The organism is Sphingopyxis bauzanensis (assembly GCF_002205675.1).
Taxonomy (GTDB): domain Bacteria; phylum Pseudomonadota; class Alphaproteobacteria; order Sphingomonadales; family Sphingomonadaceae; genus Sphingopyxis; species Sphingopyxis bauzanensis.
Genome location: NZ_NISK01000001.1, coordinates 855,941 through 870,784 on the forward strand (window position 1 = coordinate 855,941; position 14,844 = coordinate 870,784).

9 protein-coding genes are annotated in these 14,844 nt (G+C 64.8%); 5 read left to right on the forward strand and 4 right to left on the reverse strand.

The genetic code is table 11. The features are described from left to right. Positions 1 to 5: 5 nt before the first annotated feature. The 3 genes from CDQ92_RS04210 to CDQ92_RS04220 all read right to left on the reverse strand — a co-directional run bounded on the left by CDQ92_RS04210 (position 6) and on the right by CDQ92_RS04220 (position 5,924). Positions 6 to 1,616: a DsbA family protein gene (locus CDQ92_RS04210; protein WP_088440103.1), complete on the reverse strand. Its 1,611-nt coding sequence runs from the start codon at positions 1,614 to 1,616 to the stop codon at positions 6 to 8. Positions 1,617 to 1,669: 53 nt separating this feature from the next. Beyond that, entirely contained in the window at positions 1,670 to 3,073 is a 1,404-nt protein-coding gene (locus CDQ92_RS04215) for a M48 family metalloprotease (RefSeq protein ID WP_188682408.1), read from the reverse strand. A gap of 160 nt (positions 3,074 to 3,233) precedes the next feature. After that, entirely contained in the window at positions 3,234 to 5,924 is a 2,691-nt protein-coding gene (locus CDQ92_RS04220; protein ID WP_188682399.1) for an Rne/Rng family ribonuclease, read from the reverse strand. Between the two features lie 661 nt (positions 5,925 to 6,585). On the opposite strand from CDQ92_RS04220, the gene CDQ92_RS04225 reads away from it, so the two are divergent. From CDQ92_RS04225 to CDQ92_RS04240, 4 genes are all read left to right on the forward strand, one after another. Beyond that, positions 6,586 to 7,794, forward strand: coding sequence for an N-acetylmuramoyl-L-alanine amidase (locus tag CDQ92_RS04225; RefSeq protein WP_229667471.1), 1,209 nt, complete (start codon positions 6,586 to 6,588; stop codon positions 7,792 to 7,794). 71 nt (positions 7,795 to 7,865) lie between these two features. Further along, a complete protein-coding gene (locus tag CDQ92_RS04230; RefSeq protein ID WP_088440106.1) occupies positions 7,866 to 9,119 on the forward strand; it encodes a D-arabinono-1,4-lactone oxidase in 1,254 nt (417 codons plus the stop codon). Further along, positions 9,116 to 10,264, forward strand: a complete 1,149-nt coding sequence (locus tag CDQ92_RS04235; protein ID WP_088440107.1) for a DSD1 family PLP-dependent enzyme — start codon at positions 9,116 to 9,118, stop codon at positions 10,262 to 10,264. The genes CDQ92_RS04230 and CDQ92_RS04235 overlap by 4 nt, the downstream gene beginning before the upstream one ends. Then, a complete protein-coding gene (locus tag CDQ92_RS04240; RefSeq protein WP_088440108.1) occupies positions 10,261 to 10,917 on the forward strand; it encodes a TetR/AcrR family transcriptional regulator in 657 nt (218 codons plus the stop codon). The genes CDQ92_RS04235 and CDQ92_RS04240 overlap by 4 nt, the downstream gene beginning before the upstream one ends. 111 nt (positions 10,918 to 11,028) lie before the next feature. Here CDQ92_RS04240 and CDQ92_RS04245 read toward each other — a convergent pair whose 3' ends face one another. After that, positions 11,029 to 12,174: an ISAs1 family transposase gene (locus CDQ92_RS04245; RefSeq protein ID WP_088440109.1), complete on the reverse strand. Its 1,146-nt coding sequence runs from the start codon at positions 12,172 to 12,174 to the stop codon at positions 11,029 to 11,031. Between the two features lie 143 nt (positions 12,175 to 12,317). On the opposite strand from CDQ92_RS04245, the gene CDQ92_RS04250 reads away from it, so the two are divergent. Continuing rightward, a complete protein-coding gene (locus CDQ92_RS04250; RefSeq protein WP_088440110.1) occupies positions 12,318 to 14,834 on the forward strand; it encodes a penicillin-binding protein 1A in 2,517 nt (838 codons plus the stop codon). Positions 14,835 to 14,844: the final 10 nt, after the last annotated feature.

Genomic DNA, 14,844 nt, shown 5'->3' on the forward strand with positions numbered 1-14,844 from the left:
CAGGGTCAGCTTTTCGCCGCGCGCGCCTTGGCGACTGCCTGCTTCAACGCGTCATAACCAATTTGCCCCTGGAACAACTGGTCGCCGACGATCCACGTCGGGGTCGCGTTGAGCTGCAACTGGGTGGCGATCGCCAGATTGCTGTCGAGCTCGCGCTGGAACAGCGCTTCGTTTGCGGTTGCATCGGCGGTGCCGTCGGTGACCACACCGACCTTGGCGGCGGCGGCGGCGATCGCTGCCTTGTCGAGCGAGCTGGCGGCGAACATCGCGTGGTGGAACGCGTCATATTTGCCTTGTCGCGCCGCGGCGAGCGCCATTAGCGCGGCATCGCGGCTCTGCGGCGCGATGATCGGCAGCTCGCGGAATACGACCTTCAGTCGCCGATCCTCGCGGATGAGCCGGTCGACGTCGGGCACGCTCGCACGGCAGAAGCCGCAGGCATAATCGGTGAATACCACCAAGGTGACATCGCCATCGGCGTTGCCCGCCCAGGCACCGGCATAGGGCTTTTCGAGCGCCGGGCGGATCGCGCCGATCGCCTTGGCGATTTCGCCATTGCGCTGCGCTTCGAGTGCTTCGGGAATGATCTGCGGGTTCGCCTTGATATAATCGGCGACGATCGTCTCGACTTCGCTCTTGCTCATCCCGCCGCCCATGCGCCCGCCGAGCCAGAAGACCGCGGCGAGCAACAGCAGGCCGCCGAGCGCGATGCCCCAGATACGCGTCGATCCGCTATCCATCCCCATCCCCTTGATTTGCGGCAAGCGCGGCGCCGCCATCGGCTTGGCGGTCACGGGCTTTTTCGGTGGCGCTGCGATCAGTGGCGAGCGGTCGTCGCCCTCGGCTATGGCATCGACGCGCGCGGCGGGGACTGCGGTTCGCGCGGCGTCGCCGGCAAACAGCGGTAGATCGGGCACCGATGGCTCTTTTACGTGCGCCGCGGCTTCCTCGCGCGCGAGCAATTGTTCGAGCCCCGATGGCGGCGGCGCCAGTTCCTCGCGCGGGCTGGGGCGCAGCTTCGTCGCGGCCTCGCCAATACTCCCGCGGATGCTTTCGCTCCCGGCCTTGGCGATTTGGCCGACGCCGGTCTTGGTCCGCTCGGCGACCTCGCCAAGCCCGCGGCCCGCGTCACTCGACAGCTTCCGGGCCTTGTCGCCAAGTGCCAGCTTGTTCCATGCTGCGCCGGTGGCTCTGACGGTGGCGCGGCCTGCATGCGCCGACCCACGCCCGATCGCGCGCGCAGCCTGCGCGGTCAGCGCGCCGGTTCTGGCGGTGAGTTCACCGGTACGGCGCGGGATTTCCAACGCCGCGACGCGCGCCGGAATGTCGGCGCGGTCGCCGACATGGATGGTCCAGTCGGCAAAGGCGTCGGCGCCATCGCGCAACGCCTGCCACACCCCAGCGGCGCCCACCTTCATCTGGTCTGATGTGATCACCGGCTTGCGCGCGGGCTTATCTGCCGCGGAATAGCGCGATACGTCGATACCAACCGGCGGGATGTCGCGCGGCTTTGCCAGACCTTCGGTCGGCGACGCGGGCGGCAGCGGGGCGGCATCCGCCGTCGGCGCGGGATCGCGCAGCCATGGCTGGTAATATTCGTCTTTCTTATCGGTCACTTATTGCCCTTGTGCATCGCTTGATGCGATGCTTTGCCCCTGTTCGCCCGAATCTAGCGCCGTTTGCGCTCGCGTTCCACCTCGGCGCGAGCGACCAGCGAAATATCCTGTGCACGGATCCAGTCGGGCGTGCCTTGGGACAGACCCTGCATCGCCAGTTCGGCATTACGCAGCGCGAGCGATGCCTGTCCACCCTGCAGGGTATAGCGTTCCGCCGAGGCGAGCGCGGCGCGCGCCTGATCGCCCTTGTTCGCATAGACGATGCCAAGCTGATACCAGGCAAAGGGATTCTGGTTGTCTAGCGCGACCGCGGTTTTCAGCACTTCCTCGGCCTCGGCGAAATTCGCCGGATCTTCGGTCGCGATCAGCGCATGGCCCAGGGTCGCGCTGATCAGCGGCTGCGACCTGGATATCGTCACCGCCTTGCGCAGCGCCGGAATCGCTTCTTTGGGACGTCCCGATTCGAGCAGCACCTGACCTTCAAGCTCAAGGAAATAGGGGTCGCTTGGATCGGTCTTGAGCAAGGCGTCAACCTCGGCCAGCGCCTTTTGCGGATAGGCGCTGCGGTGCCAGGCGTAAGCGCGGGCGTAGCGGGCGGGGATGCTGGTGTTGGTTTCGGGGAATTTGCGCAATGTGCGATCGGGATCGGTCATAAAGCCCGACAGCTTCGCCTTGATGCGCTGAAAGCGTTTTTCGATCGCTGGGTCGGCAGGCTTGGCCCACGCCGGATCGATGACATACACCTCACGCAGCGTCTGGATGCGATCGCCCGACATCGGGTGGGTGCGGCCATAGGCCTGATCGTCGTCCTGCTTGACCGCGTAGCGGAATTCCAGATTCTGCAATTTCTTGAAAAAGGCAAGGCTGCCGCGGCCGCTGATCCCGGCTTTCGACAGATATTGCGCGCCTGCGGCGTCGGCGGTCGATTCCTGCACCCGGCTGAACGCCAGGAATTTGCCAAGCGCGGCCTGCTGCCCAGCCATCATGACCCCCATACCGGCCTCGCCCGCGCCCGCCGCGATCGCGGCGGCGCCAAGCAGCAGGCTGAGCAGCGAGATGCCGGTCGCGGTCTTGGCGCCGTCGTTGACGCGAATCGCATGGCCGCCGATGACATGGCCCAGCTCGTGCGCGAGCACGCCCTGCACTTCTTCGGCGGTATCGGCCGCCTCGATCAGCCCGGCAAAGACATAGACGTCCTGACTGCCCGCGACGAACGCGTTGATGCTGGGATCGCCGAGCAGATGGACGCGCACCTGGCCAGGTTGCAGCCCCGCCGCGACGAGCAGCGGGTCCATCATGTCCTGAAACAGCGCTTCGGTTTCTGCATCGCGCAGGATCGACTGCGCCATCGCCGGGCGAATCGCGACCGCCAGCATCGCGAGTAGGGTCAGGACGATACGGAGCAACGGGCGCCAGGCGCTCGTCCGAAGTATCGATTGGGAGGAGGAGGGCATCATCCTGCCCACCCTCGCGCTGCGCATCTGAACATCGACTGAAGCCATAAAGACTTTGTGGGGGTCAGCGCGTGCGGAGGCAAGGCGAGACTTTATCGGAACGCCATCACTGCTTCCCCTGGCCTTCGCCGGGGAAGCAGTGATGAGACTTGCTCCGTTTGGATCAGCCGAAGGTACGCTGCCACCAGCCGCGGCGTGGTTCGCCGTCGGGACCGACGCCGCCCTCGTCACCATTGGCGGCTTCGGTTTCGGCGTCGCCCGTCGTCGCCGCTTCGGGCGCTGCGTCCGCTGCAACCGCCTTTTTGGCGCGGCTCGCACGCTTCTTCGGTGCGGGCTTGGCGGGTTCGGCGTCAGACTCGGCGGCTTCGGCAACGGGTGCCGCCTCCACCGCTTCCGGCGCCGCCTCTACCACTGCGTCAACGGCTTCCGCTTCGACTGCGGCCTTGGTCTTGCGCGGCGCGCGTTTGCGCTTCGGCTTTTCCTCGGCGGTCGGCGCGTCTTCGACGACCGGTTCGGCGACGTCCGCGGCGACCGGTGCTTCGATAGCATCGGTTGCGGTTTCGTCGGCTGCCTCTGCGGCATCGACCTTGGGCTTGCGACCACGACCGCCACGGCGGCGGCGCGGCTTGGCGTCGGGATCGACCGCTTCGGCCTCGCCATCGCTGGCAGTTTCCGCCGGAGCGGCGTCGCCCTCCTCGGCACCTTCCGCAGCGTTGTCGCGCTCGACTTCGCCGTCGCGTTCTTCACCGTTCTCGACGATTTCATTGCCTTCCTCGTCGCGGCGACCACGGCGACCACGACGACGACGGCGACGGCGCTTGCGGCCCTCGCCGTCGGTGTCGCTCTCGCCGCCCTCGGGCGCGCGCTCGCGCTGGCGTGCGGGACGGGCTTCGGCCTCTTCTTCAGCCTCTTCCGCATCCTCGTCTTCGGGATAATCGTCGTCATCCTCTTCCTCGATCGGCGCGATCGGGGCAAAGCTGCGGCGCTGCGTCGGCGGCGGCCCGGTGACCTCGACCGCCATGCGGGCACCCTCGGTCTCGCCGTCGGGCAGTATTTCGACCGTTACGCCGTACAGCTCCTCGATATCGCGCAGCTCGCGGCGCTTTTCGTTGAGCAGGTAGAAGGTCGCTTCCTGGCTGGCCCGCAGGGTGATCTTGTTGCCCTTGCCGCGTGCCGCTTCCTCCTCGATCAGGCGCAGCGCGCTCAGGCCCGCCGACGATGCGGTGCGGACCAGCCCGGTGCCTTCGCAATGCGGGCAGGGGCGCGTCGACGCTTCGAGCACCCCGGTGCGCAGGCGCTGGCGGCTCATTTCCATCAGGCCAAAGCCCGAAATGCGGCCGACCTGGATGCGCGCGCGGTCGTTTTTCAGCGCATCCTTCATCGCGCGCTCGACCTTGCGGACGTTCGAGCCATGATCCATGTCGATGAAATCGATCACGACCAGCCCGGCCATGTCGCGCAGGCGCAGCTGGCGGGCGATTTCGGCCGCGGCCTCCAGATTGGTGCTGACCGCGGTCTGCTCGATATTATGCTCGCGCGTCGACCGGCCCGAGTTGATGTCGATCGACACCAAAGCTTCGGTCGGGTTGATCACCAGATAACCGCCCGACTTCAGCTGGACAACGGGATTGAGCATCCCCGCCAGCTGGTCCTCGACGCCGTAACGCTGATAGAGCGACACCGGATCGGCATATTGCTTCACCCGCCGCGCGTGGCTGGGCATCAGCAGCTTCATGAACTGCTTGGCCGCCTTATAGCCCTCGTCGCCCTCGACGAGCACTTCCTCAATGTCTTTATGATAAATGTCGCGGATCGCGCGTTTCACCAGATCGCTGTCCGAATGGACCAGCGCCGGGGCGCTCGATTCGAGGGTCTTTTCGCGAATCTCGTCCCACAGGCGGGCGAGATAGTCGAAGTCGCGCTTGATCTCGACCTTAGTGCGGCTCATCCCGGCGGTACGGACAATGCAGCCCATCGTCGGCGGCAGCGCGAGCTCGTCGATCATCGCCTTCAGCTTGCGGCGATCGGCGCCGTTCGAAATCTTGCGGCTGATGCCGCCGCCGTGCATCGTGTTGGGCATCAACACGCAATAACGGCCAGCCAGCGACAGATAGGTGGTCAGCGCCGCGCCCTTGTTGCCGCGTTCTTCCTTGACGACCTGGACCAGCATCACCTGGCGGCGACGGATGACGTCTTGGATCTTGTAGCGGCGGCGGAGCGACATGCGGTTTTCGCTGTCGTCCTCGTCGCGGCGGCTGCTGCGGCCGCGGCCACCGCCCTTGCGGCCATTGCCGCGCCCGCGGCCACGACCCTTACGGTCGCCGCGATCGCCGCGGCCTTCACGGCCTTCTTCGGACTCTTCGCCGCCCTCTTCGCTATCGCCATTTTCGGCGTCGCTCTGGTCGTCGCGGTCATCGTCGTCGCCATCGTTGCGCTCGTCACGATCATCGTCGTCGCGGTCGTGGTGGCTGTCGCCATTGTCGTCCTCGTCATGATATTCGACGTCGGCGACATCGCCTTCCAGCTCGTCGAGGTCTTCCTCGGCGCGCTGTGCGGCGGCGGCGGCATGTTCGGCCTCTTCGCGCAGCAGCGCTTCGCGGTCTTCTTTTGGAATCTGGTAATAATCCGGGTGGATTTCGCTGAACGCCAGGAACCCGTGGCGATTGCCGCCATATTCGATGAACGCTGCCTGCAGCGACGGTTCGACGCGGGTAACTTTGGCCAGATAGATATTGCCCTTGAGCTGCTTGTGCTCGGCGGACTCGAAATCAAACTCCTCGATGCGGTTTCCCTGGGTGACGGCGACCCGGGTTTCTTCCCGGTGCCGCGCGTCGATCAACATGCGCGTAGTCATTAGTTACACTCCAAGCGCGCCGTAGCGCGCCATCAAAAAATCCCGCGACCTTCCTTGACGAAAGATCGCGGCGGGTACGGATGAAACGAAAAAAGACGTTATTGCCGCGGGGAGCCTGCGTCCGATGCTGGACGCGCATGCGGTCTTTGCATCCGGCGACGGCGGCGGCGAAAGCGCCCGCGTCGGGATGAAAAGAGGGCATGGCAAGCCTCATGCGGCATCAACCTGTTACATGGGGTGAGCGGGCGGGCAGGGCGGGCGTCTGGCGATCGCCCCGACTGTCCGGTCAACCGGGTGGACTGACGGCAGGTCGCCGATCCCCGCATATCCGGCGCCAAGGCGGCCATGTTCCGCAGTTTTTGCGGAGCAGGCCTTCCCCTCAAAAGGCCGGACGGCACCGGGAACGACACCGTCAGTGATGGTGTGCTAGCATCGGCACGGGCCGACGGCAACAGCGCCGCCACAGAAAGATGGGACGCCGCCGCGCGTCGGCAACCCCGGTATCGCCGCCAAACATGCTGAATTGTCGGTTAACCTTGCCAGTTGACGGGCGTTTGATGCGCCATGGCTAATGCGGTGTTCACGACATTCAGCCGCTGGGGACCATATGTTTTCGAATAAGCACTGGACCAGCGCGCACGGGCGGCGGCATAAAAGCGTCATGAGCCTGCTGCTTGTACTAATCTCGATGATGATGAACCCACCAGCGGTGCTGGCGGGGCAGATTGGCGCGGTCGAAATCGGCGATTCGGACATCACGCTGCGCTTCGACGATCTGGTCAGCGGTGCGTCGACCTTCCTCCTCGCAGGTCCCGATCGGATCGCGCTCGACATCGCGGGCGCGCAGCCGGGCCGTTCGTCACAAGGCGCCGGACTGGTTCGGGCGGTGCGCCAGGGGCAGAAAGATCCCGGCATGGCGCGTATCGTGCTCGACCTCGCGCAGCCGGCGTTGGTCAGCGGCGCGCGCTTCGCCGCCGACGGCCGCAGCCTGACCTTCCAGCTCCGCCCGGTGTCCGCCGAAGAATTCGCGCGGGTGTCGCGCGGCCCGCGCACCGAATTGGCGCCGCCAGCGAGCTTCCGCGCCAAGCCGCCTGAAAAACGCTACAGCGTCAGCGTTCCGATCGGCAAAGCCAAGCCCAGCGTGGCGCTACCGCGGATCGAAGGGCCGAACAACAGCCGCCTGCCGCTGGTCGTGCTTGACGCGGGACATGGTGGCCACGATCCGGGGGCGATCAGCCCGCACAGCGGCAAACGCGAAAAGGACATCACGCTGGCGCTCGCCCGCGCCATTCGCGACGACCTGCTCGCCTCGGGCCGCGTCCGTGTCGCGCTGACCCGCGGCGACGACCGCTATCTGGTGCTTGAGGAGCGGTTCGGCATCGCGCGGCGGCTCAGGGCCGATTTGTTCATTTCGATTCACGCCGACGCCGCTGAAAATCAGGCCGCCAGCGGCGCGTCGATCTACACCTTGTCCGAAGTCGCGTCCGACCGCGAAGCGGCGCGGCTCGCGGCGCGTGAGAATCAGGCAAATGTCATCAACGGGGTCGATCTGGGTGCGCACAGCGGCGATGTGTCGTCGATCCTGCTCGACCTGACCCAGCGCGAGACGATGAACGTCGCATCCGATTTTGCCCGCCTGCTCCAGCGCGAAGCGAGCGAAGCGGTCAAATTCCGCACCCACGCGCATCGCTTTGCCTCGTTTGTGGTGCTGAAAGCGCCCGACACGCCGTCGATCCTGTTCGAAACCGGCTTCATCTCGAACAAGGACGACGCCGAATTCCTTGCGTCGACGGCAGGCCAGAAAAAGGTCGCGCGCGGGGTGCGCGACGCGGTGCAAATCCATTTCGCACGGCAAATAGCGGCGCGCTGATCTCCATAATATAGTCTTGACTAACTTTCTCCGCGCAGCCAGCCTGCCCTCGCTGGCTGCGGGAGAAGGGCATGAGCTGGAGCAACTGGTCGGGTAGCGTCACCGCCGCGGGCCAAATCGCCCGCCCGCACAGTGAAGACGAACTAGCGATGCTCATTCGCGGCGCAACCAAGCTCCGCGTCACCGGCGCCGGACACAGCTTCATGCCGCTCTGCGAATCGGACGAGCTGATCGTCAATCTCGACGATCTGGCGGGCGAGATGCATGTCGCCGCCGACCGGCAGACCGCGCGCATTCCCGCGGGCTGGAGCATCCGCCGCCTGACCGCGGCGTTGTGGGACGAGGGGCTGGCGCTCGCCAATCAGGGCGACGTCAATCCGCAGTCCCTCGCGGGCGCGATGGCGACCGGGACGCATGGCACCGGGGTCGATCTCGGCTCGCTCGCAACTTTTGCGCGCGGTTTCCGCCTGATCGGCGCTGATGGCGAGGTCCACTGGTGCGATGCGACCACCAACGCCGAATTGTATCAGGCGCAGCGGCTGTCGCTTGGCCTGTTCGGGGTGGCGACCGAAATCGACGTCGCGGTCGTCCCCGCTTTTCACCTCGCAGAACGGATCAAAAAGCGCCGCTGGGCCGAAATCCGCGAGCGCTATGACGAGCTCACGCAGCAGCACCGCCACGTCGAATTCTGGTTCTTTCCGCACAGCGACGATGTGATCCTGAAAACCCTCGACCTGTGCGATCCGTGTGATCCCCCGCCGACCACGACCGATATGGAGGAGGCCAGTTTTCGCCGCATCCTCAACATTTCGGCGCTGCTGCCCTTCCTCACGCCGTCGCTGCAGCGATTGATGATGAAAAGTGGTATTTCGGGCCGCCGCCGCGGTCCTGCGCACAGTATCTTTCCGTCCGATCGCACGGTCCGGTTCGAAGAGATGGAATATGAAATGCCGCGCGCGGTCGGGCTCGACACTCTTGCGGAGGTTGTTGGCTGGATCCGCCGCAAGCGCCTACCCGTCACCTTCCCGTTCGAGTTTCGCACCGTCGCTGCCGACGACATCTGGATGAGCCCGATGAACGCCGGACCCGTCGCCGCGATTTCGATGCATCAATATGCCAAGATGCCCTGGCGCAATCTGTTCGCCGAGGCCGAGACGATTTTTCGCACCCATGGCGGGCGGCCGCACTGGGCCAAGCGTCACACGCTCACGCGCGCCGATGTCGCGGCGCTCTATCCGATGGCAGGGCGCTACAATGCCGTCCGCCGCGCCGCCGATCCGGGCGGAAAATTCCTCAACCCGCATCTCGAAAGCCTGTTCGCATGACCACCGACCGCGACCTTCACGCACATCTGATCGGCCAGCAAGGCTCGCGCGCCGACCTCAATACGCCTGTGCTCGTGCTTGATGTCGAAGTGCTCGACCGCAATATCTCGGCGATGGCAGCGTTGATTGCCGCAAAAGGCATCGCGCTGCGTCCACACGCCAAGACGCACAAGAGTGTGGACATCGCGCTGCGCCAGATCGCGGCCGGGGCGGTTGGGGTGTGCTGCGCCAAGATCGGCGAAGCCGAGGCGCTAAATGAAGGCGGCGTGAAGGGCATCCTGATAACCTCGCCCGTCGCCGCGCCGCGCGCGATTCAGCGGCTTGCAGCGCTGGCAGGCGAAGCCGAAGGGTTGATGGCCGTCATTGACCACCCCGATGTCGCGGCGCGCATCGATGCCGCGCTGGGCGCCGCAAACGCGCGACTCGACGTCATCATCGACATCGACCCCGGCATCGCACGCACCGGCGTCGCGTCGGCCGAGGCCGCGGTCGCGCTCGCGAAGGTCATTTCGGCGTCGCCGAACCTCGAATATCGCGGAGTCCAATTTTACTGCGGGTCGCAGCAGCATATCGAAAGCTATGCCGACCGCCGCGCCGCGATTGTCGAGCGCACCGCCTATCTTCAAAGTGTCATCGCGGCGCTGGCCGACGCGGGTTTCGCGCCTGCAATCGTCACCGGGTCGGGCACCGGCACCCACCGCATCGACCTCGACCTCGCCGTCTTCACCGAATTGCAGGCGGGCAGCTATGTCTTCATGGACAAGCAATATCTCGATTGTGACCTGACTGGCGACGACGGCGAACCGCCATTCGAGGTCTCGCTTTGCGTTGACGCGCGCGTCGTCAGCGCCAATCATGACGGCCTCGTCACCATCGACGCGGGCTATAAGTCGCTGTCGACCGACGGCGGCGTTGCGGTGGTCCAGCGCGGCGCGCCCGAAACGGCCTTTTTCGCCTTCATGGGCGACGAGCATGCGGCGTTGTTCGCGCCCGGCATCGGCGCGCAGCTCGCCCCGGGCGATCCGGTCAGCCTCACCGTGCCGCACTGCGACCCGACGGTGAATCTCTACGACAGCTATCATCTGGTTCAGGACGATACGCTGACCGACATCTGGCCAGTCAGCGCGCGCGGCCGGGCGCGATGATCGCGGCGGGCCGCGCGCTTGCTGTCAAGCGCCCGCCGCAACAGGATCGCGCGCACCAGACCCGCGGCCGCCTGCTCGATGTCGCGGGCGAATTGCTCGCCGAGGTCGGGATCGAGCGGATTTCGACCAATATGATCGCCGCGCGTGCCGGGCTGACTCCGCCCACGCTCTACCGCTATTTCGGCGACAAATATGCGGTGATCGAGGCGCTGGGGCGGCGCCTGATGGACCGGCAGAACGCCGTGCTCGAGGCCTGGCTGGTCCGGCACGCGTCCGTCGGGATCGCGGCGATGGCCGACCATATCGGCGATTTGCTGACCCAAAACGCCGCAGTCACGCGCGCACAACCCGGCGCCGTGTGGATTTTACGCGCGCTCCACGCCTCGCCGCAGCTCGTCCATGTCCGGCTCGAATCGCACCGCCATGTGACCGACCGGTTGGCCGACGCCTGCGCGCTCTATCTAGCGGGGATCGACCGCGAAAAACTATGGTCGCGGCTGCGGCTTGCTGTCGAACTTGGCTTTGCAACAGACGAAATGCTGTACGAGGAAGATCGCATTTCGGCGGACGCCGCGCTGGCCGATGTTGCCGCGATGCTACGCTGTACCATGCTCAACCTGGCCAGTCCCCCTTCCGCTTGCGGGAGGGATTAGGGGAGGGCATGTCGCGGAGCAAGCCGAAGGAAACAAGCCTTCGCCCGCCCCCTCCCGCAAGCGGAAGGGGAGTAGAATAGCGCCCCGCCGCAGGGGAATCGGGTGAACAAGTCATCGTGAGATAATTGCGGCGAGGAAGTCATCATCCCAAGCTGCGACTTTTCTTCTGAGCCGCATCGAGTCTTTTCCCGGAGCGGATCGCAGTAGATTGTGCGCCATGTGCTTTATGGTGGTGAAGTTTGCAGGTGCATGCTCCGTGCGCACCCGGCATTCGTCATCGCGAAAGACCATATCCATAACCCAATGGAGACTGTTTTCGATCGCCCAGTGATGGCGCACGATGGCACCAAGCTGCTCGGCGGGCAGCTGCACCGAGGTTAGGTAGAGGCGGGTTTCGTGGGTGGCTTTGTCGCCTGTCTCGCGGATACTGTCGACGATGACGACGGCCTTCAGGCCGGGCCATCCATGGTCCTTGGGAAGCCAGTCGAGATTGTGGATGACGGTGGTCGCCCTGGTCTCGATGCGGCCATGGTCGCCATCGACCGTCGTGTTTTGGCTGATCTTGCACTCATGGAAGTTGCGCTCTTTCTGCTCGGCTACGAACAGCGCGACATCCTCGTGCAGAGCCGCCTGGTTCCCCTTGAGCGCCAGGACATACTCGGCCTTCTTGTCGAGGATCGTCTGAGCAATCACGCGTTGGCAGCCCATAGCGTCGATTGTCACGACGGCACCCTCGATATCCATCATGGCCAGTAATCGGGGGATAGCAGTGATCTCGTTCGACTTCTCGTCGATCTTGACCTGGCCCAGCACTAACCGTTGGCGAGCGGCAAATGCCGAGACCATATGGATCGCTGCCTTGCCGCCCGCCTTGTCGTGCGAACGACGCGATGTCTTGCCGTCGATTGCAATGACCTCGGCACAGGTCCCGGTGAGCGAGGCGACCCACTTCACAAAGCACTGCTGGAACTGTTCGGCATCGAGCGTCGCGAAGATGTCACCAAGGTGATCGTGCGAGGGCGTGCCGGCAGCAAAGGGACGAAATCGCTGCAGAAAATCCAGCTTTTTCTCTCCAAAGCGGGCGATGTCGACGAATGTCTCCGCACCCGCCAAAACGCCCAGCAGCGCCAAAAGCAATATCTCCTCAAGCGGATACATCACCTTCGCCAGTTGGCGACCATCGACCAACTCACGGAAATGATCCAGAAAAACCACCGCCTCGCCAAGCGCTCCGCTCGACTGATCACCACTGTCCATCACAATATCCCCGCGTCCAAATCTGAGGATTTGCATAGATTCAGCAATTCACGCGTTTGTCGCCTCTTCTTTCACCCGATTGCCCTGCGCCCCGCCGCAACCATGCTTCCCTTTCGGCGATCCACGCTTTAGAGGCAGGCGTCATGGTCGCCGACAGTCCGCCCGATTTCCGCCTGCGCCTGCGCCGCGACAGCAACGCCGTCATCGCCTGGCTGCGCGATATGTGGAAGCGGCGCTGGTTCCGCTGGCTCGGCTATCTGGCGCTGTCGGGCGTGCTGGGGCTGATGCTGATCTGGGCTATCTTCGCGCGCGACCTGCCGTCGGTCGACCAGCTGCGCGATTATGAACCGCCTTTGCCGACGATGGTCCGTGACGGTGAGGGCAAGCCGGTCCACAGCTACGCGCGCGAACGCCGCGTCCAGCTGGACTATAGTGAATATCCGCAGCTTCTGGTGCGCTCGTTCCTGGCCGCCGAAGACAAGACATTCTTCAGTCACGGCGGCATCGATTATCCGGGCATCGCCTCGGCGATCATCACCAATCTGTCGAGCAGCGGCCGGCCCGTCGGCGCCTCGACGATCACCCAGCAGGTCGCCAAGAATCTGCTGCTGACCAACGAGCTCAGCTATCGCCGCAAGGTGCGCGAGGCGATCCTGGCGATGCGGATTGAGGATGCGCTGACCAAGGAACAGATCCTCGAGCTGTATCTCAACGAAATCCCGCTCGGCCGCCGCGCTTTTGGTGTGCAGGCGGCGAGCCGCGCCTATTTCGACAAGGACGTCGACCAGCTCGAGCTCCACGAAATGGCGTTTCTTGCCATCCTGCCCAAGGCGCCCGAAAAATATGGCCGGACGCGCAACGAGGCGGAGGCGTTGGCGCGGCGCAATTTTGTGCTCGGGTCGATGGAGGATAATGGCTGGATCACCGCCGCGCAGCGCGACGCCGCGCGCGCCATGCCGCTGGGCCTGACTAACAGTGGCAACACTGCGATTGCTCAGGTCGGCGGCTATTATATGGAAGAGGTGCGGCGCCAGCTGATCGCCCAGTTCGGCGAAACCGCCGACGACGGCCCGCTCAGCGTCTATGCCGGCGGGCTGTGGGTTCGCACCCCCTATGACGGCAAGATGCAGACCGCGGCGACGATGGCGCTGCGCAAGGGGCTCCAGCGCTACGATGCGGGAAAGGGCTGGTCGGGACCGATCGCGACGATTGAGGCCGACGATCAGTGGCAGAGCCGCCTCGCTTCGAGCTTTATCGGAATCGATTACGACAGCTGGCGCGTCGCCGCGGTGCTCTCGAAATCCGCCGGCGCGGCACAGATCGGCTTTGCCAATGGTGACACCGGAACGCTGCCCGCCAGCGCTGCGACGATGGGTTATCGCAAGACCGGCGGCAGCGCTTTTTCGGCGATGCGCCCCGGCGACCTAATTGTCGTCAAATCGACCGGCGGCAGCAGCTACGCCTTGCGCAATATTCCCGAAGTGTCGGGCGGCATGGTGATCGAAAGCCCGCATTCGGGTCGCATTTATGCGATGCAAGGCGGCTTTGACGTGCGTCTCTCGCCCTTCAACCGCGCCACGCAAGCACAGCGTCAGCCGGGATCGACGATCAAGCCTTTTGTTTACGCCGCGGCACTCGACAATGGCCTGACCCCCGCGTCGATGATCGTCGACGGGCCGTTCTGCGTCTATCAGGGCGCGGCGCTGGGCAACAAATGCTTCCGCAACTTCGGCAATTCGGGGGGCAGCGGCGAACATACCATGCGCTGGGGGCTCGAACAGTCGCGTAACCTAATGACGGTGCGCGCGGCGAGCCAGGTCGGCATGGAGCCGGTCGTCGAAACGATCGCGGCGATGGGCATCGGTAAGCACGAACCCTACCTCTCGACCGCGCTCGGCGCCGGATCGACGACCGTGGAAAAGATCACCAACGCCTATGCCATGCTCGCCAACCACGGCCGCGAGCTGAAACCGCGGGTGATCGACTATGCGCAGGACCGCCGCGGCAAGGTGATCTTCCCCGCCAATTGGAAACCCTGCGATGGCTGCAACAAAAAGGATTGGGACGGGCGCCCGATGCCGCGCTTTGCTAAATCGGGCAAGCAGCTGATGGACCCGATGACCGCATATCAGGTCGTCCACATGCTCGAAGGCGTCGTCCAGCGCGGCACCGCGGTGCGGCTGCGCGACCTGAATGTGCCGCTGTTCGGCAAGACCGGCACGACCACGGGGCCGAACGATGTGTGGTTCGTCGGCGGCACCCCCGATGTGATTGCTGGCATGTATATCGGATTCGACCAGCCGCGTAGCATGGGCGGCTATGCACAAGGTAGCAGCTATGCGGCGCCGATCTTCAAAGATTTCGCGCTCGCCGCGCTTGCCGACCGCCAACCGATCCCCTTTGCGGCGCCAAAGGGGGTACGGATGGTGCGCATCGACCGCCGGTCGGGCCGCCGCGTCTATGGCAGCTGGCCGGGGACCGACCCCAAGGCGTCGATCATCTGGGAAGCGTTCAAGCCCGAAAGCGAACCGCGCCGCACGATCCGCGAAGAGGAAATCCAGCCGGTAAAAACGCCGCGGCGCCAGGACGCGCCGGTAGAGCAGGGTAATGGCCGCCGCAGCGACAGCGATTTTCTGGAGGATCGCGGCGGTATCATCTGACGCGGCGTGC